A 23,553-nucleotide genomic window follows, 5' to 3' on the forward strand; every position below is an offset into this window, starting at 1 on the left:
AATGGGAGCCCAGCTTCGGGTCTACCGGCGTCGGATCCGTTCCGTGTCGGCGACCAAGAAGATCACGCGCGCCCAGGAGCTCATCGCGGCGTCGCGGATCGTGAAGGCGCAGCAGCGCGTCGCGGCCTCCAAGCCGTACGCCGACGAGCTGACGCGCGCCGTTTCCGCGGTCGCCACCTTCTCCAGCACGCAGCACCCGCTGACCACCTCGGTGGAGCGGCCCACCCGGGCCGCGGTGCTGTTGGTTACCAGTGACCGCGGTTTCGCGGGCGGCTACAACTCGAATGCCATCAAGGCCACCGAGCAGCTGGTCAAGCTGCTCGAGGACGAGGGCAAGACGGTCGACCGCTACGTGATCGGGGCCAAGGGCATCGGATTCTTCCAGTTCCGCGATGTGGACCTGGCCGGGCAGTGGAAGGGATTCTCCGACCGCCCCGAGTACTCCGACGCCAAGAAGGTGGCAGGTGAGCTGATCGACGCGTTCGTGACGCCCACCGACGAGGGCGGTGTGGACGAGATTCACCTCGTCAGCACCGAGTTCGTCTCCATGCTCACGCAGAACCCGGTCGCGGTGCGGGTGCTCCCGTTGGCGGTCGAGGAGACGGACGAGCCGCCGGCCGGCGGTCCCTTCCCGCTCTACGACTTCGAGCCCTCGGCCGAGGGTGTTCTCGACGCACTGCTGCCGCGGTACGTGGAAAGTCGCATCTTCAACGCCCTGCTGCAGTCCGCCGCTTCCGAGCACGCGGCCCGCCGGCGGGCGATGAAGTCGGCGACCGAGAACGCCGAAGACCTCATCCGGACCCTCTCTCGTCTGGCGAACAATGCCCGCCAGGCCGAGATCACCCAGGAAATCAGCGAGATCGTCGGTGGCGCCAACGCCTTGGCCGACGCGACCGCGGGGAGTGATTAGACATCATGACTGCCACTGTTGAGACGGCCGCTGCCACGGGCCGCGTCGCCCGCGTCATCGGCCCGGTCGTCGACGTGGAGTTCCCCGTCGACGCGATGCCGGAGATGTACAACGCGCTGCACGTCGACCTGGACCTCTCGGGCCAGGGCGAGGGGGAGGGCAAGACCACGCTCACCCTCGAGGTCGAGCAGCACCTTGCCGACGGCATCGTGCGCGCGATCTCGATGCAGCCCACCGACGGCCTCGTTCGCGGCGCCGTCGTCACCGACACCGGCTCGCAGATCTCCGTCCCCGTGGGCGACGTCACCAAGGGCCACGTGTTCAACGCCCTCGGTGAGGTCCTGGACGTGGACCGGGCCTCCTTCGAGGTCACCGAGCGCTGGCCGATCCACCGCCAGGCGCCGGCCTTCGACCAGCTCGACTCGAAGACCGAGATGTTCGAGACCGGCATCAAGGTCATCGACCTGCTCACCCCGTACGTCAAGGGTGGCAAGATCGGCCTGTTCGGTGGCGCGGGCGTCGGCAAGACGGTGCTCATCCAGGAGATGATCGTCCGTGTCGCCCGTCTGCACGAGGGTGTGTCGGTGTTCGCCGGCGTCGGCGAGCGCACTCGTGAGGGCAACGACCTGATCGAGGAAATGAAGGAAGCGGGCGTCTTCGAGCAGACGGCGCTCGTCTTCGGCCAGATGGACGAGCCCCCGGGCACCCGTCTGCGCGTGGCGCTGTCCGGTCTGACCATGGCGGAGTACTTCCGCGATGTGCAGAAGCAGGACGTGCTGCTCTTCATCGACAACATCTTCCGGTTCACCCAGGCCGGTTCCGAGGTGTCGACGCTGCTCGGCCGTATGCCCTCCGCGGTGGGTTACCAGCCGACGCTCGCCGACGAGATGGGCACCCTCCAGGAGCGCATCACCTCGACCCGCGGTCACTCGATCACCTCGATGCAGGCGATCTACGTCCCCGCGGACGACCTGACCGACCCGGCCCCGGCCACGACGTTCGCGCACCTCGACGCCACGACGGTGCTCTCGCGTCCGATCTCCGAGCTGGGCATCTACCCGGCCGTGGACCCGCTGGACTCGACGTCCCGGATCCTGGACCCGCGCTACGTCGCGCAGGACCACTACGACTGTGCGATGCGCGTCAAGAGCATCCTGCAGAAGTACAAGGACCTCCAGGACATCATCGCGATTTTGGGTATGGACGAGCTGTCCGAAGAGGACAAGCTCACCGTGCACCGCGCGCGTCGCATCCAGCGCTTCCTGTCGCAGAACACCCACGTGGCGAAGCAGTTCACCGGGCTCGACGGATCGGACGTCCCGCTGTCCGAGACCATCGAGGCGTTCAACGCGATCGCCGACGGCAAGTACGACCACGCTCCCGAGCAGGCGTTCTTCATGCTCGGTGGGCTGGACGACCTCGAGAAGAAGATCGCCGAGCTCAACAAGGGCTGACGATCGCCTGATCGACGAGGGGCGGTCCCGCACGGGTCCGCCCCTCGTGTCGGTTCCCGGTACCCGCCGCGCGCGGGTACCGGAAACCCGCCGGCGTTCGAGCCGGTTGGAGCCAGGCCCGTCCGGGCCACTATCCTTGGACACCACCCGCCCCTCGAGGGCGGAGGCGAAGACCCGCGTGTCTTCGACCCGACATGAGGAGCCACGTTGGCTGAGCTGCACGTCGAGCTGGTCGCGGCCGACCGCAAGGTGTGGTCCGGCGAGGCCACCATCGTCATCGCACGCACCGCGGACGGTGACATCGGCATCCAGGCCGGTCACCAGCCGGTCCTCGGAGTGCTCGAATCCGGCCCGGTGACGATCCGTCAGGCCGACGGTTCGGTCGTCATCGCGGCGGTCCACGGCGGGTTCATCTCGTTCGCGGACAACAACCTTTCGCTGCTCGCCGAGATCACCGAGCTGGCCGACGAGATCGATGTCGCCCGCGCGGAGCGGGCGCTCGAGCGCGCCGGCGCGGCGAAGGACGCGGGCGCCGAGCGGCGCGCGGAAACGCGTCTGCTCGCCGCCCAGCGGCGCTAGATCCGGTAGCGGCACCAGAGCCCGGACCGACACACGGCCGGGACCACTGCTCAACGCGCGAACGAGGAGGTCGATCGGGATGGTCCTCGTCGTGCTGAGCGTGGTGTCGGCCGTCGTCGTGGTGTTGGTCGTCGGTGTCGCGGCGTTCGCGTTGCGTCGTCGACTCATCCAGCGACCGGGCGGCACCTTCGACTGTTCGTTGCGTACGCGCCCACCGGTATCCCCGGCCGGCGCAGCCGGTTCCACCGCCGCGGCGTCCCCCGGACAGACTCCGGGAGGCGCCGCGTCGTCGTCCCCGGAGGGTGTAGGGAAGGCGGCGGACGGCGATCCGGCCGCGCCGTCGGCCGATCCGGACCACGGCAAGGGCTGGGTCTTCGGGATCGCCCGCTACAGCGGCGACCGGATCGAGTGGTTCCGGGTGTTCAGCTACGCGCCGCGCCCGCGTCGGGTGTTGCAGCGCGCGGGCATCCATGTGATCGGTCGGCGGGAGCCGGCCGGCCAGGAGGAGTTGGCGCTGCTCGCCGGCGCGGTGATCCTGGTCTGCGAACACGCCGGCGACCGGATCGAACTGGCCCTGAGCGACGACGCGTTGACCGGCTTCCTGGCCTGGCTGGAAGCGGCACCGCCGGGACAACGCGTCAACGTCGCCTAGCGGCGCGCACTGCCGCGATCCGCCGCCGGTTCAGCGGTTGGCGCCCGGTACCCACAGGACGTCGCCGACTTCGCGGTTGGCGTGCCGGGCGAGAATGAACAGCAGGTCGGACAGGCGGTTGAGGTACTTCACCGTCAGCGGGTTCATCGAGTCGCCGTGCACCTCCAGGGCCGCCCAGGTGGTGCGCTCGGCACGGCGGGCGACGGTACGGGCCTGGTGCAGCAGGGCCGCGCCCGGGGTGCCTCCGTTGAGGATGAAGCTGCGCAGCTTCTCCAGGTTCTCGTTGTACGCGTCGCAGGCCCCCTCCAGGGCGTCGATGTAGCTCTGCTCGACCCGCAGCGGCGGATACTTCGGGTCCTCGACCACCGGGGTGGACAGGTCGGCGCCCAGGTCGAACAGGTCGTTCTGGACGCGGGTGAGCAGCGTGACGACGTCCTCGTCGAGGTTGCCGAGCGAGAGCGCGACGCCGATCACCGCGTTCGTCTCGTCCACGTCGGCGTAGGCCGCGAGCCGCGGGTCGGTCTTGGCCGTGCGCGACATGTCGCCGAGGGCGGTGGTGCCGTCGTCGCCGGTGCGGGTGTAGATCCGGGTGAGGTTGACCATGTACGCACCCTAACGGCGCGCCTGCGTCTGGCTTTGTCCCGGCTTGGTGCCGTCCGTGGGCGGGTCCCGGAATCAGTACGATTCTCCGATGGACAGGTTCCGGGTGACAGGTGGTCAGCGGCTCGCCGGCGAGGTGCGGATCACGGGCGCGAAGAACAGCGCGCTGAAATTGATGGCGGCCGCGTTGCTCGCGGAGGGCACCACGGTGCTCGAGGAGGCTCCCCGGATCCTCGACGTCGAGATCATGAGCGAGTTGTTGCGGCGCCTCGGGTGCGAGGTCGAGGGCGAGACCACCGGGACGGTGCGGATCGACGTGCCGGCCGCGCCGCGCTTCGAGGCGGATTACGACCTGGTGCGCAGCATGCGGGCGTCGATCTGCGTGCTCGGGCCGCTGCTCGCGCGCTGCGGCGAGGTGCACGTCGCCTACCCGGGTGGGGACGCGATCGGCTCGCGCGGTCTGGACATGCACATCGAGGGCCTGGTCAAGCTCGGCGCGACCGTGGAGAACTCGCACGGCGTGCTGATCGCCAAGGCGCCGAAGGGGTTGAAGGGCACCACGGTCTGGCTGGACTTCCCCAGCGTCGGCGCGACCGAGAACATCCTGATGGCCGCGGTCCTGGCCGACGGGCGCACGGTGATCGACAACGCGGCCCGTGAGCCGGAGATCGTGGACATCTGCGCGATGCTCACCGAGATGGGCGCGCGGATCGAGGGCGCGGGCTCGTCCACCCTGGAGATCGAGGGCGTCGACGGGCTCAAGCCGGTACGCCACCGCACCGTCCCGGACCGGATCGTGGCCTGTACCTTCGCGGTCGCGGCGGCGATGACGCTGGGCGATGTGACGGTGCGCAACGCGCATCCGGAGCATCTGGAGATCGCGCTCGACAAGCTGACCCTCGCCGGCGCCGAGGTCTCGCACGTGCGGGACGGCTTCCGGGTGGTGATGGACCGGCGGCCGAAGGCGGTGGACGTGGTGACGCTGCCGTACCCGGGGTTCGCGACCGACATGCAGCCGTTCTTCGCGGCGATGAACTCGATCGCCGAGGGCTCGGCGATGATCACCGAGAACCTCTTCGAGGCACGGTTCGTGTTCCTCCAGGAACTGCTCCGGCTCGGCGCGTCGATCCGCACCGACGGGCACCACGCGATCGTGCGCGGGGTGGAACAGCTGTCCGGCGCCCCGGTGTTGACCGCCGACATCCGCGCGGGCGCGGGTCTGGTGCTGGCCGGTCTGGTGGCCGACGGGGACACCACGGTGAGCGGGGTGCACCACATCGACCGCGGTTACACGGGCCTGGAGGTACAACTCCAGTCGCTCGGCGCGAAGATCGTCCGGGAGCCGGAGCCGGAGAGTACCTCGCGTTTCTGACGGGTCGTCAGGTGGGGGTGTGCGGATCCCGGGGCCGCTGCGGCTACGCTCCGGGCGAAGGGCGTTCGTGCGCGGACGCCGGCTCGGGATCGTGTACTGGAGAGGTTGCGCAGTGACCAAGAAGATCGCCGTCGTCGGGGCCGGGTTGATGGGATCGGGCATCGCCCAGGTCGCTGCCCGGGCGGGCCACACCGTCGTGTTGCGCGATGTCACCGACGCCGCGCTGGCCCGGGGTCTGAGCGGGATCGAGGCCTCGTTCGAGAAGTTCACGGCCAAGGGCACGCTGACCGCCGAGGACGCCTCGGCGGCGCTCGCCCGGATCACCACCACCATCGACCTGGACGCGGTGGCGGACGCGGACGTCGTGGTCGAGGCGGTGTTCGAGAAGGTCGAGATCAAGCAGGGCGTCTTCCGTGAACTGGACCGCATCTGCAAGGCCGACGCGGTGCTCGCGACCAACACCTCGGCGATCCCGATCACCGAGATCGCCGCGGTCACCGGACGCCCGGAGGCGGTGGTCGGCATGCACTTCTTCTCCCCGGTGCCGCTGATGAAGCTGTGCGAACTGGTCCGCGGCTTCAAGACCTCTGACGAGACGCTGGCCGCCGCGCGGGAACTCGCCGAGGAGATGGGCAAGACCTGCATCGTGGTCAACCGGGACGTGGCCGGCTTCGTGACCACCCGGCTGATCACCGCGCTCACCGTCGAAGCGGTCAAGCTGTACGAGGCGGGTGTGGCCACCGCCGAGGACATCGACATCGCCTGCCGGCTCGGGTTCGGACACGCGATGGGTCCGCTGGCCACCGCGGACCTCACCGGCGTGGACATCATGCGCAACGCGACGAGCAACATCTACACCGAGACCAAGGACGAGAAGTTCGCGCCGCCGGAACTGCTGAACCGCATGGTGGCCGCAGGCGACCTGGGGCGGAAGTCGGGCAAGGGTTTCTACGCCTACTGAGCGGGTGGCGCAACGGGTGGTGCGCAATCGGCGCATCATCCGATCAATCGTCACCGGTACGAGTGAAGTCCGCTGTGATGAGTGAGGATTATCGGGTTTTGGGTGTTCTGCTGGGGAGTCGGACCGTCATAGAACGGACGGACTCCCCAGGAGGAGACGATGCGCGTTTGGGGCGACCCGCGTGAGCTGCACTTGGAAGGCGTGCTCGACGTGCGGTCCACCGCCGACGTCCGGTTGGCGCTGCACGACGCGCTGGACCACGGCGACGGCGACCTGATTCTCAACCTCACCCATGTACCCGCGCTGGATACCACCGGCCTGGGTCTGATCGTCGGCGCGCATCGACGTGCGGGCAGACGCGAGCGCCGACTGGTGCTGATCGGGGTCAATCCCGAGGTGCACCGCGTCTTGGTGCTGACTCGATTGCACCGCATCCTCACCCTCCGCCAACCAACCGCCGCCTGATCGGGACGGTGCGTCGGCCGGCGCCGACATACTGTCAGGCAGGCCGGGAAACGACTTGCGGGCTGTGGTCGATCACACCTGTCCGGAGCGGTTACCCGTCAGTACACTCCGTGGTAAGCAGGGCCGAACCAGGCGCGGTGACAGCGGACCAGCGGGGTTGCCCAGGCCGGTAGTCGCCGAGATCCGGTCGGCCCGGAACCTCCGGAGGTATTCCGTGGCGAGCCAGACGCCCTCAGCTCAGCCCTCGCAGCCGACCCCGGTCGAGCGCGACCGCCCCTGGGTCATGCGCACCTACGCCGGTCACTCCTCGGCCGCCGCGTCCAACGCGCTGTACCGCCGCAACCTGGCCAAGGGCCAGACCGGTCTGTCCGTGGCCTTCGACCTGCCCACCCAGACCGGCTACGACCCCGACCACGAACTCTCCCGCGGCGAGGTGGGCAAGGTCGGCGTACCGATCTCGCACATCGGCGACATGCGCGAACTCCTGGACGGCATCCCCGTCGAGGGCATGAACACCTCGATGACGATCAACGCGACCGCGCTGTGGCTGCTCGCGCTGTATCAGGTGGTCGCGGAGGAGCAGGGAGCCGACGTCGCCAAGCTCACGGGCACCACGCAGAACGACATCATCAAGGAATACCTCTCGCGCGGGACCTATGTCTTCCCGCCCGGCCCCTCGCTGAAGCTGATCACCGACACGGTCGCCTACACCGTCTCGCACCTGCCCAAGTGGAACCCGACCAACATCTGCAGCTACCACCTCCAGGAGGCGGGCGCGACGCCGGTGCAGGAGATCGCCTACGCGATGTGCACCGCGATCGCCGTGCTGGACGCGGTCCGCGACTCCGGGCAGGTGCCGCAGGAGCGCATGGGCGACGTGGTCCAGCGCATCTCCTTCTTCGTCAACGCCGGTGTGCGCTTCGTCGAGGAGATGTGCAAGATGCGGGCGTTCGTGCAGTTGTGGGACGAACTCACGCTGGAGCGCTACGGCGTGCGCGACGCCCGGCAGCGCCGGTTCCGCTACGGCGTACAGGTCAACTCGCTCGGACTGACCGAGGCGCAGCCGGAGAACAACGTCCAGCGCATAGTGCTGGAGATGTTGGCCGTGACGCTGTCCAAGGACGCCCGGGCCCGGGCGGTACAGCTGCCGGCCTGGAACGAGGCGCTGGGCCTGCCCCGGCCGTGGGACCAGCAGTGGTCGTTGCGGATCCAGCAGGTGCTGGCCTACGAGTCGGACCTGCTGGAGTACGGCGACATCTTCACCGGCTCGCATGTGATCGAGGCCAAGGTCGCGGACCTGGTGGCGGGCGCGCGCGAGGAGATCGACCGGGTGCAGGCGATGGGCGGCGCCGTCGCGGCGATCGAGTCGGGCTACATGAAGTCGCAGCTGGTCGGCTCGCACGCGGCCCGGCGGGCCCGGATCGAGGCGGGCGAAGAGGTGGTGGTCGGGGTGAACCGGTTCGAGACCACCGAGGAGAACCCGCTCACCGCGGACCTGGACGCGGCGATCATGAGCGCCGACCCCGACGCCGAGCGCTCAGCGATCGAGAAGGTCCGGGCGTGGCGGGCGGCCCGCGATCCGCAGGCGGCGGAGGCGGCGATGGCGCGGCTGCGCGAGGACGCCCGGTCGTGGAAGGCGGCCGACGCGGTGAACCTGATGCCGGCCACGCTGGCGTGTGTACGGGCCGGGGTGACCACGGGGGAGTGGTCGCAGGCACTGCGCGAGGAGTTCGGCGAGTATCGCGCGCCGACCGGGGTGTCCGGGGTGGTCGGTGTGCAGGACGGCGCCGGGCTCGGCGAGGTGCGTGGGGCGGTGCGCCGGACCGGGGAGGAACTGGGCGGGCGGCTGCGGTTGTTGGTCGGGAAGCCGGGGCTGGACGGGCACTCGAACGGGGCCGAGCAGATCGCGGTTCGGGCGCGCGATGTCGGGTTCGAGGTGGTGTACCAGGGGATTCGGCTGACGCCGGCGCAGATTGTCGCGGCCGCGGTGGAGGAGGACGTGCACTGTGTGGGGCTGTCCATCCTGTCGGGGTCGCATCTGGAGTTGATCCCCGACGTGCTCTCGCGCATGCGCGGCGCGGGGATCGGTGATGTGCCGGTGGTGGTGGGCGGGATCATTCCTGCCGCGGATGCGGCGTCGTTGTTGGCGCAGGGGGTGGCGGCCGTGTTTACGCCGAAGGACTTCGGGATCACGGAGATCATGGGGCGGATTGTTTCGGTGATTCGGGAGGCGAACGGGCTGCCCGCCTGAGGGGGTTGGGCCGGGTCGTGGTGTGGGCCGAGGTCGGCTTGCCGTCCTCAAACGCCGGACGGGCTGGGATGGGTGGGCTCGGGTTTGTGGCCGGCCTTGTGAGGTTGGTGGGCTTTCCTGTGTCCTCAAGCGCCGGACGGGCTGGTTTGGGCTCGGGTTTGTGGCTGACCCTGTGAGGTTGGTGGTTTTCCTGTGTGCTCAAGCGCCGGACGGGCTGGGAAGGGTCCGTCCGGCGCTTGGGGGTTTGGTTATGGGATCGGGGTGGTCATGTCTTTGGTGATTTCTGTGGGGGTCAGGGCTCGGTTGTAGATGCGGATGTCGTCGATCAGGCCGGCGAAGTGTTCGCCCCAGATGGTGTTTCCGCCGATTTTGAGGGCGCCGCCCTCGTCGATGATCGGGCCGGTGTGTGGGGTGGCCCGGACCTGGATGCCGTTGACGTAGAGGCGCAGGGTGGTGCCGTCGTACGTGGCGGTGAGGTGGGTCCAGGTGTTGGTGGGTATTGGTGCGGTGCCGTCCGCGTAGGTGTCGTTGTTGGTGCCTGTGGTGTTGATGGACGTGTTGGGTGCGGTGGTGCCGTTCGCGTACAGGGCGTAGGACAGGCCGCCCCCGCGTTCCTTGAGGAGGATCGAGCGCCAGCCGGTGATCGCGGTGGGTTTGACCCACGCCTCCAGGGTCATGCCCGTGGTGAGGGTCAGGCGGGCGCTGTGCGGCACCGTGACCATCGATGAAGTGCCGTTGAAGGAAAGGGCGTTGCCGGTGCGGCCGGGTACCCATGTGGCGCCGGCGACGGAGCCGTCGTTGCCCTGTCCGGTGCCGTCGACCAGGACCGTGCCGCCGGCGGCGTTGAAGCCGTATTGCGCCATCAGCCCGGGTACCGGCCCGTCGACCTCGCGGAACGTGGCGGTCAGGGTGAGCGGTGTCGCGGGTGCGGTGATGTTGTGTGCCGCCGCGCCGCCGTCGGACCAGGACGCGAACTCGTAGCGTTTGCCGTTGAGCGTCTGCGGCGACGGTGCCGCGATCGACGAGGTGCCGCCGACGATCACCGTGCCGGTGAACGGTGCCGGGCGCTGGGACGAGAACAGGCCCAGGGTCAGGCCGGGCGGATTCGAGGCCAGGGTGATGTCCACCGTTCGCGGATCCAGGCGCACGCTCGTGGTTCCGGTCAGGCCGCCGGAGTCGGTTGCGGTCAACCGCAGTTCCAGCCAGGACGGGTACTCGTGGTCGACCGCGGTGAAGGTGCCGGAGGCGCCGTCCTGTGCGGTGATCTGGTGCTCGTGACAGCTGGTCGGCGTGGTGCAGTGGTGCATGACGATGCGCCAGTTCAGGCCGCTGCCGGGAATGGCGCCGTCCTGGGGGTCGGTCGCGTGCCCGGTGAAGGCGATCGGGTCGCCCACCTTCCAGGTCAGCGTCGAAGCCGGGGAGTCGATCACCGGTACCGGCGGCGAGTTGCCGGCGGTGATGGTGATCGGGGCCGAATCGCCGGTCAGCCCGACCGGGTCGGTCACCCGCAACCTGGCGCGATAGGTGCCGGGCACGGTGTACGTGTACGACGGGTTCGCCGCGGTCGAGTCGTCGAACGCGCCGTCGCCGTCGAGGTCCCAGGCGTACGTGAGAGTCTCGCCCGGATCGGGGTCGGTGGAGGCCGATCCGGTGAAGGCCACGGTCAGCGGGGTGCCCCCGGTGGTCGGCGTGGCCGAGGCGACCGCGGTGGGCGCGCTGCCGGTGTAGCGGATCCGGTGGATCGCGCCGTCCTCGAAGCCGACGTAGTACACGTCGCCCTCGGGGCCGGTGGTCAGCTGCACCGGATTGGCGTTGGTGACGAACGCCTGGCGGGTGGCCGGGTCCGGGAGGCCGTCGGCGCCCGCGCGCATGCTCCAGACGCACCGCCGACTGTGGTCGGCGAAGAACATCGCGTTGCGGTACGCGGCGGGGTAGCGCTGTCCGCTGTAGAAGGTCACCCCGGAGATCGCCGAGCCGTTGCCGGTCGGGCAGCCGTCACCCGGCGCCACCACCGCGCCGTGCTGGTACGCGAAGTAGGGCGCCTTGACCGCGCCCGTGCCCTCCGCGTACAGGTCGGCGCACAGGTTCAGGCCGATCGCCTCGTAGCCGCCCTGGCGGGCCGAGCCCTCGTAGCAGGGCCAGCCGAAGTTGGCCACGGCCGTGCTCGACGGGGTCAGTCGGTCGATCTCCTCCCACGTGCTCCAGCCCACGTCGCCGACCCAGACCTCGTTGGTGCCCGGCCGGAAGTCGAACCGGAACGGGTTGCGCAGGCCGGCGGCCACCAGTCGGCGGGCGTTGGCGTCGGCGTTGCCCGCGAGCGGGTTGCCGGGCGCGCCCGCGCCGGTGACGGGGTCGATCCGGATGATGCTGCCGTTGAGCGCGAACGGGTCGCCCGGGGTCCGGAAGTCCTGGGCCCGCAGCGCGCCGCCCTCGGCGTTCGGCGCGGTCAGTACGGTGCCCACCGCCGCGGTGCCGTCGGCGCACGGATTCGCCGGTATCGGCTCCTTGCCCGGGATCGCGCCGCTCGCCGGGGTCTGCCCGTAGTCCGCCCAGTCGAAGCTGGCGCCGTCCCCGGCGGACGCGTAGAGGTAGCCGTCCGGGCCGAAGGCGAGCGAGCCGACCGAGTGCGACGGGAACTGCTGGCACCAGCCCTCGACCAACACCTGCTCGGGACCGGCGGTGTTCCCGGTCGCGGTCAGCCTGCTGATCCGGCCGGTGATCAGACAGCCCTTCGCCTGGGCGCCGGGCGGGTCGGGACACCCGTCGTCGGCGCCGGTGGCGGTGCCCCAGTAGGGTGCGGAGCCGCCGGGGCGCGCGTCGTGCGCGTACATCACGTACACCGACGGGTCGGTCGGGAAGTTCGGGGCCAGGGCCAGGCCGAGCAGGCCGCGATCCCAGAAGTTGTGCACCTGCGCCCGCAGATCGGTGAACACCGTGGGAGTGGTGTCGGTGATCGAGTCGTACACCTTGACGACGCCGGACTTCTCGGCGACGAAGACCCGGCCGTCCTTGGCGAAGGCCACGTCGATCGGCTGGGACAGCCCGGTCAGTACCGATTCGTCGGCGAACTTCGGCGGTACGGCGGCGGCTCGGGCCGTCGCGTCGCGCGCGGCCGGCGGGGAGCCGAAGAGTTCGGGGCCGGGTGGGCGCGTGGATGTGCTCGACGTGCTCGTACTCGTGGTCGCGGCCGGCGATGCGCCGGCCGAGGGTATCGACAGTGCCAAGGAGGCGAACAGCGCGACGGCGCACGCAAGCCGGGTTCGTCCCCGGTGCACCTGCCGTCCCGCGTGTCGCGAGTGTATGGAACCGGACATATATGTCCCCCTGTTCCCCCTGTGCGCCCGGCAGTTGTGGCGCCACATCTGCACCATAGGGTGACTTGCCGGGCGCAGGCCGACTTTTCGGCAACCTCGTCCGTCTCCGGTCACCCGCGTGCGCCGGCCCCCGTGACCAGTTGCGGACGCGCGCGTTGTTGTTGTGAAGAGGGAGCGAAGGTCGGCCCGGAGACGGTCCGCTCGACGGCGGGAGGTGGCAAGGTGGAACGTGGTACGACGGGGACACACGATGCCCATGCTCGGCCGCCTCGGTGCGCGCCGCGTCGGTGCTCAACGATCTTGTCACGAACCCGGCGCCGGGTATCGGTGCGCCGGCCGCGCCCGGCACACTGATCACCGGTTTCCGCCCCCGGGTGCCCGGACTCGTCCCAGGTCGCACCGGTGCGTCGAGAAACCACGACGGGGAGCACAGGGAGTGGCATGAACGGCGGCGGCAGGCAACGGTCGGAAGAGGACGGGGAGCAGCACCTCGGGGACGAACCGCCGCGGCCGAAGGCCGGCGACCGGGAGGTCTCCGGAGGCGAACCGTGGAGCGATTCCTGGGGTGACGACGCCTATCTGGACGAGTTGTTCGGGCCGCGCCCGGGGCGAGGCGCGTCGGCGCCTCGGCAGGACGCGGACGATTCGGGCGGGTTCCGGACGGACGGCTCCGACGGGTTCGGGACGGACGGCGCGGGCGGGTTCGGCGGGAGCATGGCGGGCTTCGGCGCCGCGAAGTCGGCTGGGAACGCTCCCGGGTTCGGGACGGACGGGTCGGGCGAGCGGCCTTCGGGGCGGGGCGAGCCGATCCGGATCGACGACGACTGGTCGGACCCGGCCCCGAGCGGCCGCGCCGGCACCGACGAACCCGGGCCGGGCGTGCTCCGGCTGTACGCGGGCGACCTGCTTCTGACCTTCGGCGGCGCGGACGGCACCGACGTCGCGCCGGTGCCGGCCGGCGCCCGGCCGCCGCGCTCGTCCAGGCTGCCCGGCTCGGTGCCCTCGACCGGCCCCGAACCGCTGGGTCGCGGCGTCGAGATCGCCGAACTCACCGGGCTGCTGCAACGCGGTACGTCGGTCCGGATCGGCGGGCCCGCCTCCAGCGGGCGCACGACGCTGCTGCGCCGGCTTGCCGCGCTCGATCCCGCCCAGGCGCCGGACGGGGTGATCCTGCTCGACGGGCGCCGGCGCGGCCTGGACGATCTGCTCCAGCAACTGCACGACGCGTGCTTCGCGGGACCCGCCTACCGGCCGACACGTGTGCAACTGGCCCGGATCCTCGCCGACGTGGCCGCCCTCGTGGTGATCGACGACCTGGACATCGGCCAGGAGGACATCGCCGAACTTCTGCGTATCGCTCCGGAATGCGCTTTCCTGGTGGCCGGGCCCGAGCAGGTCGACCCGATCGCGCGCCGGGATTCGCCGCTGCACGAGATCACCCTGCGCGGCCTGCCGCAGGAGGCGTCCTTCGATCTGCTGCGCCGGGTCGCCGGGCGCGAGCTCGACGACGAGGAGCTGTCCTGGGCCTCCGCCCTGTGGTTCCAGGTGGGCGGTCATCCGGGACGGTTCGTCCAGGCGGGGGCACTGCTCGCGCGGCGCGAGCGCGGTCGTTACGGGTTGCTCGACGACGGCGCGGCGGACGGCTCCGGCGAGTTGCCCTCGCCCGGCGAACCCCGGCAGTTCGTACCGCGCCTGGTGCCTCTGGTGTCCGCGTCGGCCCAGCAGGTGTTGCGGCTGGCCTCCGCGCTGGACGGCGAACTCCCGGACCCGGTACACCTGCCGGCCCTGACCGGTGCCGTGGACGCGGTGGGCGCCGCCGACGAGCTGGTCGAAGCCGGGCTCGCCGCCTGTGAGTTCGGCCGGTATCGGCTCACCGGAGGCACCGCCGAGGCGGTCGCCTCGATCGTGCGTGGGCCGTCCTCGTGGGCGGTGGCGGCCATACAGCACTTCACCTGGTGGGTCTCCCACCCGTCGGTGACCCCGGCCGAGATCGCCCGCGAGGCGGACACCATCCTGGCCTGCCTGCGCGAGTCCGAGCGGCTGGGCAAGGCCGGTTCGGCGCGGGCGCTGGCCCGGGCGTCGGCGCCCGCCTTCGGTGCCTCGGCGCGGTGGGACACCTGGGGCGAGGTGCTGGAGCTGGGCTTGGCCTCGGCGCGCGAGGCGGGCGCCTCGGCGGCGGCAGAACACGCCTGGTTCCGCCACGAGTTGGCGATCCTGGCGTTGTGCACGGGCGATTCGGAGGGCGCGCGCGAGGAGGCGGTCGCCGCCACCCGGATGCGCGACGTCGGCTCGGACAAGCGCGGACTGGCCGCCGACCGAAGGGTGTTGGCGCTGGCCGGCGGCGATCGAGCGGCGGTCGCGGCGGTCGGCCAGGAAGGCGCGGCCGGGGCCGAGCGGGGTGGGATCGGTCGGCGCGGCGTGTTGATGACGGCCGGTGCGGCGGTGGTCCTGGTGGTCACCCTGGCGGCGGTGGTCGCGATGGGTTCGGACTCGCCGGACCGGGGCGATCATCGTAATCCGGTGGGTTCGACGGGCTCGGCGACGTACGACCCGAGCACGCCGAACCGGGGGCCGGAGGCCGACCCCAGGGTGGACCGGGACAAACCGCCGCCCCCGACGGGCAGCCGCAAGCCGGGGGCAAGCGGGACGACGTCCTCGGCCGCCACGACGGCCCGCGAGACGACGGCGCCGAACACGAGTGCCCCGGCCACCGCGCCGCGCTCGTCGAATCCGGCCGACTCGGCGTCACAGAGCACGAGTCCCGCCCCGACGAGCGCTCCACCCACCACCACGCGCGCGCCGTCGCCGACCTCGACGACCCCGCAGTCCCCCGTCGGCGACGTGAACGTGCCGGTCGGGGCCTGACCACCACCCGCGCCGGCCGGGGTGGGCGGGTCCGGCCCCGGGTCAGTGTGCCGCCTCGCGCAGGGCGGGGAGTACCTCCTTGCCGAGGCGGGCCACGTTCTCCAGGGTTGCCTTGCCCGCACCGGCGCCCTCGGTGAACAGCAGGAATCTGTTGATTCCGGTGCGCTCGGCGGTGCGCGAGAGGCGGCGGACGCAGTCGGCCGGCGCGCCGACCGGGTGGACGCGGCACAGGAAGTCGGTGTAGTCGACCGGGTCCCGCATGTGCCGCTGCCGGCCGTCCACCGTCACGTGCGCCGACAGGCCCCGGCGCAGCCACTTGGGCATCGCGTGACGCAGTACCTCGACCGCCTCGCGCCGGGTGTCCGCGACGTAGGCGACCGCCGCCGCGGCGTGCTCGACCGCCTTCGGGTCCCGCCCGCACGCGGACGCCGCGCACTCGTAGGTGCGGACCATCGCCGCCTTCTCCGCGTCGTCCGCGTGCATTCCCAGGAGCATCGGCAGCCCGTGCCGCGCGGCCAGCGACGCGGTCTCCCGGGAGGTGCACGCGACGATCACCGGAGGGTGCGGGTAGGTGCGCGGACGGGGCACCACCGGCACCTTCCGGAAGGAGAAGTGCTCGCCCTCCGCGCCCACCCGCTGGTGGGTCAGCCAGCGCATCAGCAGGTCCAGCGACTCCGCGAACGCCTCGTCGTGCCGCCGCAGCCCGGTGCCGAAGACCTCCAGGTCCACCCACGGCCCGCCGCGCCCCACGCCGAGGGTGAAGCGCCCCCCGGACAGCTGGTCGAGCAGCGCGGTCTGCTCGCCCAGGGCCACCGGATGCTGGTTGGACAGGACGCTGATCGCCGTACCCACCCCGATCCGATGGGTACGCCCCAGTAGCATGGACGCGAAGGTGACCGCCGACGGGCACAACCCATACGGCACGAAATGGTGTTCGGCGATCCACGCCTCGTCGAATCCGGCCTCCTCCGCGGCGATTCCCGCGTCCATGGCGGCGGTGAGCACCGCACCGTGGTCGCCCGCGTCGAACTGTGCCGCCAGCAGGAAGATGCCCACCCTCATCGCGTCCTCCTCGTCGTGTCGTGGCCGCTGCCGACCGGCCGGTCCCGCCGGACGTCGCCGGCGGGGACGGTGGTGTGGGGGACAGGGCGCCCACACGACAACACAACGCGTGAAGGCGTGTGTAGGTAATCCTTCACGCGTGATGGTTTTTTTACCCGATCGGGCGGATATCGGCGCCCACGACGTCATCCGTCGAACATGGGGCCGAATGTCCGAACGCACGTTCGGGACGGATCGAGGCGAACGGCACATCCCACCGGCCTGTGCCTGTTCGACAGGGACTGCGATACTCCCTGGAAACCCGCGGTACTACTTCGCAGTAACCAAGGCGTACTCCCGGTCGGGAGACGCCATTTCAGCAGCGAGGAGCACAGCAGATGAGCCGTGACATCAGCACGGTCGGCGTGGTCGGCCTGGGCACCATGGGCGCCGGCATCGTCGAGGTCCTGGCCCGGGCCGGACTGACCGTCGTGGGCGTTGACGTCTCCGCCGAGGCCGTCGCGCGCGGCCGGGCCCGGATCGCCGAGTCGACCGCCCGCGCCGCCGCGCGCGGAAAGCTCACGCAAGCGCAGCAGCACGACATCTTCGAGCGGGTCACCCTCGGCACCGACCTGACCTCGGTGGCCTCGGCCGACCTGGTCCTGGAGGCCATACCCGAGCAGCTGGCGCACAAGCAGGCGCTCTTCGCCGAGCTGGACAAGATCTGCGGCCCGGAGACGATCCTGGCCACCAACACCTCGTCACTGTCGGTCACCGAGTTGTCGGTGGCCACCACCCGCTCCTCGCGCGTGGTCGGGCTGCACTTCTTCAACCCGGCGCCGGTGATGAAGCTGGTCGAGGTGGTCCGCACCGTGGTCACCGAGCCCGACGTGCTCGCCGACGTGGTCGCGCTCGCCGAACGCCTCGGCAAGTCGCCGGTGGTGGCCGGCGACCGGGCCGGGTTCATCGCCAACGGTTTGTTGTTCGCCTACCTCAACCACGCGGCGTCGATGTACGAGCAGAAGTACGCGACGCGCGAGGACATCGACGCGGCCATGCGCTTCGGCTGCGGCCTGCCGATGGGTCCGCTCGCGGTGCTCGACCTGGTCGGCATCGATACGGCGTACGAGATCCTGGAGCAGATGTACCGCCAGTCGCGCGATCGCCTGCACGCGCCCGCGCCGATCCTCAAGCAGATGCGCACCGCGGGGCTGCTCGGGCGCAAGAGCGGTCGCGGCTTCTACACCTACGAGCAGGCCGGATCGCCGGTCGTGGTGGCCGAGCCGGGCGGGGCCGCGGCGGTCGCAGGCACCCCGCGCGAGGTGCACGCGGTGGGCGTGGTCGGCACCGGGACGATGGCCACGGGCATCGTCGAGGTGTTCGCCAAGTCCGGCTACGACGTGGTCTATGTGGCGCGCAGCGAGGACAAGGTCGAGCGCGTGCGCGGGGCGCTGGTGCGCTCACTGGACAAGCAGATCCAGCGCGGTCGGCTGACCGAGGAGGCCAAGGCCGAGGCGCTGGCCCGGGTGACCGGTACCACCCGGCTCGACGATCTCGCCTTCGCCGACCTCGTGGTGGAGGCGGTGGTCGAGGAACTGTCGGTCAAGCAGGCCCTGTTCGAGAACTTCGACGAGATCTGCAAGCCCGGCGCGATCCTGGCCACCACCACCTCCTCGCTGCCCGTGATCGACTGCGCGGTGGCCACCTCGCGGCCCGCCGACGTGGTCGGCATGCACTTCTTCAACCCGGCGCCGGTGATGAAGCTGGTCGAGGTGGTGCGGACGGTGGCCACCTCCGACGACGTGGTGGCGACCATCCACGAGGTGTGTCGACGCACCCGCAAGCACGCGGTGGACTGTGGGGACCGGGCGGGCTTCATCGTCAACGCGCTGCTGTTCCCGTACCTGAACGACGCGGTGCGGATGCTCCAGGCCAACTACGCCGGCGCCGACGACATCGACACCGCGATCAAGCTGGGCGCGGGATATCCGATGGGCCCGTTCGAACTGCTCGACGTGGTCGGGCTCGACGTCTCGCTGGCCATCCAGAAGGTGCTGTTCGCGGAGTTCCGCGAGCCGGGCTGGTCGCCGGTGCCGCTGCTCGAACACCTGGTCACGGCGGGCTACCTCGGGCGCAAGACCGGGCGGGGCTTCCGGGACTACGCGAAGCGGTAGGCGAGCGGTCGCCGGGCGAGCCGGCGGTCGGACCGCGTCGGACCGCGTCGGACCGCGCCGGACCGCGCCGGACCGCGCCGGACGGCGTGCCGGGCGGAGCTAAGTAATACGAGAGGGGTACGGGCGCATGCGGTGCGTGCACCCGTACCCTTTTTGTGTGCCGCGTCGTAACAAGCCAACCAGCCGCTCCCGGTTCGTCGACCGGGGCGAGCCCCGCGACCCCGGCCTCGGTTTCGAGGAGCGCGAGTCGGGGGCCGACGGGGAGTGGCTGGTGCGCCCGATCAGCGGGCAGGCCGCGACCAAGACCTATCGATGCCCGGGGTGCGACCACGAGATCGCCCCGGGTGTGCCGCACGTGGTGGCGTGGTCGGCCGACGGGCGGGTCGAGGAGCGTCGGCACTGGCACCGGCCGTGCTGGAACAGCCGAGGGCAGCGGCGAATCACCCGGCGGCGGTAGCGGCCTCGTCGACGGCGGGCATCCGGGTGCCCCGGGCCGGCCGGGTGGCGGCGGTGGCGGCGCCCAGGAGGGCGAGCGCGGGTACGGTCACCGCGAGGACGAGCGGCACGAGCAGCGCGGCGGCGGAGACGGCCACGTGCAGGCCGGCCGAGCCGACCAGGCCGGCCCGGGAGCGGGCGCCGGTACGCAGTCGGTCGCGCAGGTTGAGCGCGGCCCAGACCGACCAGATCGCGACGACCAGGCCGAGCAGCGCGAAGAAGCCGATGCCGACCGAGCCGACCAGCGCGCGGTTGTCGGTGCCGCGGTCGTTCAGGGTCTTCAGGACCAGGATCGGCGCGACCACGCCGCAGCCGAGGACCGCGGCCACTGCTTCGGCGAACAAGGTCGCGATGGCCGCGTACGTCACGATCCCCCGGGTGAACGTCATAACGCGCGATCGTGCCGGTTGGGCGAGGGTTTGTCGAGAGTGCGTTCGAGAGGTCGGGGTGTGTTCCAGGCCGAGCAGCAGTTCCAGGAACGCGTCGTCGTGCGGCTTGCCGTTCTCCTCGTGTACGAGCAGGCCCAACGCGTGTCGGGAGCGGACGAGTTCGGCCGCCCACGCGCGCATCCGGCGGCGCCGCTCGGCCGGTCCGAGGCCGGCCCACCACGCGCCGCCGACCCGGGCCCGGGCCACCGCCTCGCGCACGTGCTCGGCGTCGTGGATCGGGTAGCGGGCCAACTCCTCTCCCGTGGCCGGGGCCGGCGACGCGAAGGTCTCCCTGGTCGGACTCACCACCGGCTCGTCCTTTCGCGCAGCACGGACTTGCGGACCTTGCCGGCCGCCGTCAGGGGCAGCGCGTCGACGAACTCGACGCTCCTGGGCGCCTTGTACCCGGCGATCAGCGTCTTGACGTGGGCCCGGAGCCGCTCGGCGGTCAGCTCGTGGCCGGGGTGCGCCACCACGACGGCGTGCACCCGCTCGCCCCACCGGGGGTCGGGCAGTCCGATCACCGCGCAACAGGCCACGTGCGGATGGGCGTTGATGGCGTTCTCCACCTCGGCGCTGTACACGTTCTCCGCGCCGGTGACGATCATGTCCTTGAGCCGGTCGACCACGGTGAGGTAGCCGTCGGCGTCCATGAAGCCGAGGTCGCCGGTGTGCATCCAGCCGTCGCGCAGGGCCTGTTCGGTCTCCTCCGGCCGGTTCCAGTAGCCCGTCATCACGTGGTTTCCGCGCGAGACGATCTCGCCGATGTCGCCGCGAGGCAGCTCGTTCCCGTCCGGTCCGACCACGCGTACGTCGGCGTGCAGGCAGGGGCGGCCCGCCGAGCGCAACTTCGCCGGGTCGCCGGCCAGATGGTCCTCGGGCAGCAACAGCGTGGCCAGCGGCGACAGTTCGGTCTGACCGTACGCCTGCACCAGGGCGACGCCCGGCAGCGCCGCCAGGACCTGCTCCAGGAGCGCGCTGGTGATCGGCGAGGCGCCGTAGGTCAACATGCGCAGCGAGGACAGGTCGTGGTCGGCGAACTTCGGGTGGTCCAGCATCATCCGGAGCATGGTCGGCGCGAGGAAGACCTCGGTGATCCGCTCCCGCGCGATGGTCGCGGCGGCCCGCTCGGGGTCGAAGACCGGCAGTACCACCTGGGGGATGCCGAGGATCGAGGCCATCAGCGACACTCCGAACCCGGCGATGTGGAACAGCGGGGCGGCGTGCAGCACACGGGCGTTCGGGGTGATCCGGTAGGCGGCGGTGGCGACCAGGCCGCCCATGGCGGAGGCGAGCAGGTTGTCGTGGGAGAGCATCACGCCCTTGGGGAAGCCGGTGGTGCCGCCGGTGTAGAAGACGCCCGCCAGGTCGCCGCCGCCCCGCTGCGCGTCGGGAATCGGGGCGGTCGCGGCGATCAGGTCCTCGTAGCCGTGCGTGCCGGAATCGGCCGGCGGATCGCCCATGTGCACCACCACGCGCAGACTCGACGAGGCCGCCCGCAGGGCGGGGACCATGGCGGCGAAGGCGTCGTCGACGATCAGTACGCCTGTCCGCGAGTCGTCGAGGGAGAAGGCGATCTCGGCCGGGCTCCAGCGGATGTTGACCGGGTTCAGTACGCCGCCGGCCCAGGGGACGGCGGTCAGGCACTCCAGGTAGCGGGCGGAGTTCAGGGCGAGGACGGCGACCCGGTCGTCGGGGCCGACGCCGAGGCCGCGCAGCGCGCCCGCGAGCCTGGCCACCCGCTCGCGGAGGTCGCGGAACGTGGTCGACGCGGCGCCGTCGACGACGGCTTCGCGGTCGGGGGTCTGCTGGGCCCAGCGGTGCAGCGGCAGGGTGATGCCCATGGGACGACTCCTCGCGGGGGAGGGAGGGGTGGCCGACGGGGTGCGGTGGCGGCGGTGGCCGGTTCGCGGGCTCGGGCGCCGGGTGGGAATGCGACGGCGCGGGCGCGCCGTGGGGCCCGCCCGCGCCGCCGAAGGGTGCCGATGCGGGATCAGCAGTCGCGCAGGGTCGGTGACTGGTTGAGCAACTGGCCGCGGATCGAGGTGAACTTCGCGTACCGGTCCTCGTCCAGGCCCTCGATCGGGAAGACCGCGACCCGGTGGCAGTTCTGGAACGCGAGTTTGACCCCGAAGTGCCGTTCCATCGAGCCGCGGATCGCGTCCGAGGCCAGGGCGCGCAGCAGTTGCCCACGCTCGGTCTCGGTGGCGGGCGGCACCTGGTTGTCCGCGAACGCGCCGCCATCCACCCGCAGTTGTGTCGCCAGGGCGGCGACGAGATTCCAGGCGTAGGGCAGCGAGTCACGCACGCAGTCGACGAACTCCGCCTCGTCGACCTCACCCTGTTCGGCCTGCTCCAACAGCTTCGGAGGCACATCGAGCGACATCGGTGCTCCTTCCGGCCGGGACGTACGCAAGTTCGCCCGGCGGTTCGGGTCGTGTCTCGTACGTGGCAGTGGCTGGTGGCACCCGTGCATAGCCCACGGCACGCCCCGAACGCGCATCCGCCCGGCCCGCACCGTCTCCGGACTCACCGTAGGTCATCGCCTACGCATTGCTCCAGAGCGAACCGGGGGTGAACGCGGCTCGGGCGAGGGCACGCGCCCGGCGGGCCGCTCCCCCGTTCGATCGTCGTGCCGTGTCCGCGACGGCGGTCATGCGTGGAGTTCGACGTGGCCGAAGGTCGGCACGATGAGGTGCGTCACACGGGTCGCGGTCGGGGCCGGGGGATGGCCGAGGGAGGGGCCTCGGAGGCGGTAGCGTCGGGGCATGCGTCTCGTCATCGCCCGTTGCTCCGTGGACTACGTCGGGCGACTCACCGCCCACCTGCCGTCCGCCCCCCGGCTCATTCTGGTCAAGTCGGACGGGAGCGTGTCCATTCACGCCGACGACCGCGCGTACAAGCCGCTGAACTGGATGAGTCCGCCGTGCACCCTCAAGGAAGGGGACGGCGTGTGGACGGTGATCAACAAGGGCGGCGAGAAGTTGATCATCACGATCGAGGAAGTCCTCCACGACACCTCGCACGAGCTGGGCATCGACCCCGGCCTGGTCAAGGACGGCGTCGAGGCGCACCTCCAGGAGCTGCTGGCCGACCGTCTCGACGCACTCGGCGCGGGCTGGACGCTGATCCGGCGCGAATACCCCACCCCGATCGGCCCGGTGGACATCCTGTGCCGGGACGCGGACGGCACCACCGTGGCGGTGGAGATCAAACGCCGAGGCGAGATCGACGGCGTCGAACAACTCACCCGCTACCTCGAACTCCTCAACCGGGACACGCTGATCGCCCCGGTCAAGGGCGTGTTCGCGGCCCAGGAGATCAAGCCCCAGGCGAGGGTCCTGGCGGTCGACCGGGGCATCACGTGCGTGACGCTGGACTACAACGCGCTGCGCGGCACCGAGGACGACAAGCTGAAGTTGTTCTGATGGGGGCCGCGTTCTGCGGCCGGCCGGGACCCGGCGAGGGCCACCTCGTACTCGCTTACGAGGGCCGGCTCGCGCCGGGCTGGGCCGAGGGGTCGGTTTGCCCTTCGGGCGCCCGCTCCAGGCACGGGCTGGAAATCATGATTCCGATCTCCTCCGGCGGGGAGGTGCTGTGGAGCGTGATCTTGAAGCCATCCTCGGAATTCATCGCGATCAGATTGCCGGCCCCCGCGCCGCCGACCGAATTTGTCGCGAACTCTTGCATTCTGAATCCCATGCTTTCGATGATCCCCCGAGCCTTCAGGAACGTTGCCTCCTGATTTTGCGGGGACACCACTACATTCTCCACGTGGAGCGCCCAGAAGTTCTTGACCATGGAGTTCTCGTTTCCGCACGGACTGGTGTCGCTCGACGGCTTGCTCTTCGCCCGGGGGGCTCCGAGGGCATCGACGATTTTCCTGGCATATTCCTCGGAAGCGGCCATCGCCTGCTTCTCGGACATCCTGGGGATTTTCGTTCCCGGCTTGTCCACCGAACCTCCACATGCCGATATCAGGGTCAAAAGAA

The 23,553-nt window shown here is 70.7% G+C and carries 19 protein-coding genes; 12 read left to right on the forward strand and 7 right to left on the reverse strand.

Annotated features, from left to right (window positions below; translation table 11 throughout):
* The first annotated feature begins 1 nt into the window (after nt 1).
* From ACH4XV_RS08780 to ACH4XV_RS08795, 4 genes are all read left to right on the forward strand, one after another.
* Nucleotides 2-910 (forward strand): F0F1 ATP synthase subunit gamma, encoded by a 909-nt coding sequence (locus ACH4XV_RS08780; protein WP_078975427.1) that lies wholly within the window; start codon nt 2-4, stop codon nt 908-910.
* 5 nt (nt 911-915) lie between these two features.
* On the forward strand, nt 916-2,364 hold the full coding sequence (gene atpD, locus ACH4XV_RS08785) for a F0F1 ATP synthase subunit beta (RefSeq protein WP_395787818.1): 1,449 nt from the start codon (nt 916-918) through the stop codon (nt 2,362-2,364).
* Between the two features lie 207 nt (nt 2,365-2,571).
* Nucleotides 2,572-2,943, forward strand: coding sequence for a F0F1 ATP synthase subunit epsilon (locus tag ACH4XV_RS08790; RefSeq protein ID WP_078975425.1), 372 nt, complete (start codon nt 2,572-2,574; stop codon nt 2,941-2,943).
* 79 nt (nt 2,944-3,022) lie between these two features.
* Nucleotides 3,023-3,595, forward strand: a complete 573-nt coding sequence (locus ACH4XV_RS08795; RefSeq protein ID WP_395787820.1) for a DUF2550 domain-containing protein — start codon at nt 3,023-3,025, stop codon at nt 3,593-3,595.
* A gap of 30 nt (nt 3,596-3,625) precedes the next feature.
* On the opposite strand, the gene ACH4XV_RS08800 is transcribed toward ACH4XV_RS08795, so the two are convergent.
* Nucleotides 3,626-4,198 carry a cob(I)yrinic acid a,c-diamide adenosyltransferase gene (locus ACH4XV_RS08800; protein WP_395787822.1) on the reverse strand — a complete coding sequence of 191 codons (573 nt, stop codon included), beginning with the start codon at nt 4,196-4,198 and terminating at the stop codon, nt 3,626-3,628.
* Between the two features lie 88 nt (nt 4,199-4,286).
* On the opposite strand from ACH4XV_RS08800, the gene murA reads away from it, so the two are divergent.
* The 4 genes from murA (at nt 4,287) to ACH4XV_RS08820 (ending at nt 9,244) form a co-directional block, all read left to right on the forward strand.
* Nucleotides 4,287-5,567, forward strand: a complete 1,281-nt coding sequence (gene murA, locus ACH4XV_RS08805; RefSeq protein WP_379994988.1) for a UDP-N-acetylglucosamine 1-carboxyvinyltransferase — start codon at nt 4,287-4,289, stop codon at nt 5,565-5,567.
* Nucleotides 5,568-5,679: 112 nt separating this feature from the next.
* Complete coding sequence (locus ACH4XV_RS08810; protein WP_078975422.1) at nt 5,680-6,528, forward strand: 3-hydroxyacyl-CoA dehydrogenase family protein; 849 nt, start codon at nt 5,680-5,682, stop codon at nt 6,526-6,528.
* 159 nt (nt 6,529-6,687) lie between these two features.
* Entirely contained in the window at nt 6,688-6,993 is a 306-nt protein-coding gene (locus ACH4XV_RS08815) for an STAS domain-containing protein (protein WP_395787824.1), read from the forward strand.
* A 283-nt stretch (nt 6,994-7,276) separates the two neighbouring features.
* On the forward strand, nt 7,277-9,244 hold the full coding sequence (locus ACH4XV_RS08820) for a protein meaA (protein ID WP_395788654.1): 1,968 nt from the start codon (nt 7,277-7,279) through the stop codon (nt 9,242-9,244).
* A gap of 248 nt (nt 9,245-9,492) precedes the next feature.
* On the opposite strand, the gene ACH4XV_RS08825 is transcribed toward ACH4XV_RS08820, so the two are convergent.
* Nucleotides 9,493-12,468, reverse strand: a complete 2,976-nt coding sequence (locus ACH4XV_RS08825) for a LamG-like jellyroll fold domain-containing protein (RefSeq protein WP_395787826.1) — start codon at nt 12,466-12,468, stop codon at nt 9,493-9,495.
* A gap of 531 nt (nt 12,469-12,999) precedes the next feature.
* On the opposite strand from ACH4XV_RS08825, the gene ACH4XV_RS08830 reads away from it, so the two are divergent.
* Nucleotides 13,000-15,423: a hypothetical protein gene (locus ACH4XV_RS08830; protein WP_395787828.1), complete on the forward strand. Its 2,424-nt coding sequence runs from the start codon at nt 13,000-13,002 to the stop codon at nt 15,421-15,423.
* Nucleotides 15,424-15,465: 42 nt separating this feature from the next.
* Here ACH4XV_RS08830 and ACH4XV_RS08835 read toward each other — a convergent pair whose 3' ends face one another.
* Complete coding sequence (locus ACH4XV_RS08835; RefSeq protein WP_395787830.1) at nt 15,466-16,485, reverse strand: LLM class flavin-dependent oxidoreductase; 1,020 nt, start codon at nt 16,483-16,485, stop codon at nt 15,466-15,468.
* A gap of 377 nt (nt 16,486-16,862) precedes the next feature.
* Here ACH4XV_RS08835 and ACH4XV_RS08840 point away from each other — a divergent pair, with 377 nt between their 5' ends.
* On the forward strand, nt 16,863-18,638 hold the full coding sequence (locus ACH4XV_RS08840) for a 3-hydroxyacyl-CoA dehydrogenase family protein (RefSeq protein ID WP_395787832.1): 1,776 nt from the start codon (nt 16,863-16,865) through the stop codon (nt 18,636-18,638).
* A gap of 157 nt (nt 18,639-18,795) precedes the next feature.
* Entirely contained in the window at nt 18,796-19,095 is a 300-nt protein-coding gene (locus tag ACH4XV_RS08845; protein WP_395787834.1) for a hypothetical protein, read from the forward strand.
* Here the strand turns inward: ACH4XV_RS08845 and ACH4XV_RS08850 are convergent.
* The 3 genes from ACH4XV_RS08850 to ACH4XV_RS08860 form a co-directional block, all read right to left on the reverse strand.
* Nucleotides 19,079-19,867 carry an aldehyde dehydrogenase family protein gene (locus ACH4XV_RS08850; protein ID WP_395787836.1) on the reverse strand — a complete coding sequence of 263 codons (789 nt, stop codon included), beginning with the start codon at nt 19,865-19,867 and terminating at the stop codon, nt 19,079-19,081. The genes ACH4XV_RS08845 and ACH4XV_RS08850 overlap by 17 nt on opposite strands.
* Nucleotides 19,864-21,405 (reverse strand): long-chain-fatty-acid--CoA ligase, encoded by a 1,542-nt coding sequence (locus tag ACH4XV_RS08855; RefSeq protein WP_395787838.1) that lies wholly within the window; start codon nt 21,403-21,405, stop codon nt 19,864-19,866. Before ACH4XV_RS08855 ends, ACH4XV_RS08850 begins: the two co-directional genes overlap by 4 nt.
* Nucleotides 21,406-21,554: 149 nt before the next feature.
* Nucleotides 21,555-21,947, reverse strand: coding sequence for an SCO5389 family protein (locus tag ACH4XV_RS08860; protein ID WP_395787840.1), 393 nt, complete (start codon nt 21,945-21,947; stop codon nt 21,555-21,557).
* A gap of 382 nt (nt 21,948-22,329) precedes the next feature.
* Between ACH4XV_RS08860 and nucS the strand changes: the two genes are divergently transcribed.
* Nucleotides 22,330-22,989 (forward strand): endonuclease NucS, encoded by a 660-nt coding sequence (gene nucS / locus ACH4XV_RS08865; protein WP_078975413.1) that lies wholly within the window; start codon nt 22,330-22,332, stop codon nt 22,987-22,989.
* A 55-nt stretch (nt 22,990-23,044) separates the two neighbouring features.
* Here nucS and ACH4XV_RS08870 read toward each other — a convergent pair whose 3' ends face one another.
* Complete coding sequence (locus ACH4XV_RS08870; RefSeq protein WP_395787842.1) at nt 23,045-23,488, reverse strand: hypothetical protein; 444 nt, start codon at nt 23,486-23,488, stop codon at nt 23,045-23,047.
* Between the last annotated feature and the right edge of the window lie 65 nt (nt 23,489-23,553).

The sequence above is a fragment of the Embleya sp. NPDC020630 genome, from assembly GCF_044334985.1.
In the GTDB taxonomy this organism is placed as follows: Bacteria; Actinomycetota; Actinomycetes; order Streptomycetales; family Streptomycetaceae; genus Embleya.

Coding starts and splice junctions, on each gene's coding strand:
- ACH4XV_RS08780 (WP_078975427.1), top strand. CDS start 2: ATGGGAGCCCAGCTTCGGGTCTACCGGCGTCGGATCCGTTCCGTGTCG.
- atpD (WP_395787818.1), top strand. CDS start 916: ATGACTGCCACTGTTGAGACGGCCGCTGCCACGGGCCGCGTCGCCCGC.
- ACH4XV_RS08795 (WP_395787820.1), top strand. CDS start 3,023: ATGGTCCTCGTCGTGCTGAGCGTGGTGTCGGCCGTCGTCGTGGTGTTG.
- ACH4XV_RS08800 (WP_395787822.1), bottom strand. CDS start 4,198: ATGGTCAACCTCACCCGGATCTACACCCGCACCGGCGACGACGGCACC.
- murA (WP_379994988.1), top strand. CDS start 4,287: ATGGACAGGTTCCGGGTGACAGGTGGTCAGCGGCTCGCCGGCGAGGTG.
- ACH4XV_RS08815 (WP_395787824.1), top strand. CDS start 6,688: ATGCGCGTTTGGGGCGACCCGCGTGAGCTGCACTTGGAAGGCGTGCTC.
- ACH4XV_RS08820 (WP_395788654.1), top strand. CDS start 7,277: ATGCGCACCTACGCCGGTCACTCCTCGGCCGCCGCGTCCAACGCGCTG.
- ACH4XV_RS08830 (WP_395787828.1), top strand. CDS start 13,000: ATGAACGGCGGCGGCAGGCAACGGTCGGAAGAGGACGGGGAGCAGCAC.
- ACH4XV_RS08835 (WP_395787830.1), bottom strand. CDS start 16,485: ATGAGGGTGGGCATCTTCCTGCTGGCGGCACAGTTCGACGCGGGCGAC.
- ACH4XV_RS08840 (WP_395787832.1), top strand. CDS start 16,863: ATGAGCCGTGACATCAGCACGGTCGGCGTGGTCGGCCTGGGCACCATG.
- ACH4XV_RS08855 (WP_395787838.1), bottom strand. CDS start 21,405: ATGGGCATCACCCTGCCGCTGCACCGCTGGGCCCAGCAGACCCCCGAC.
- ACH4XV_RS08860 (WP_395787840.1), bottom strand. CDS start 21,947: ATGTCGCTCGATGTGCCTCCGAAGCTGTTGGAGCAGGCCGAACAGGGT.
- nucS (WP_078975413.1), top strand. CDS start 22,330: ATGCGTCTCGTCATCGCCCGTTGCTCCGTGGACTACGTCGGGCGACTC.
- ACH4XV_RS08870 (WP_395787842.1), bottom strand. CDS start 23,488: ATGTCCGAGAAGCAGGCGATGGCCGCTTCCGAGGAATATGCCAGGAAA.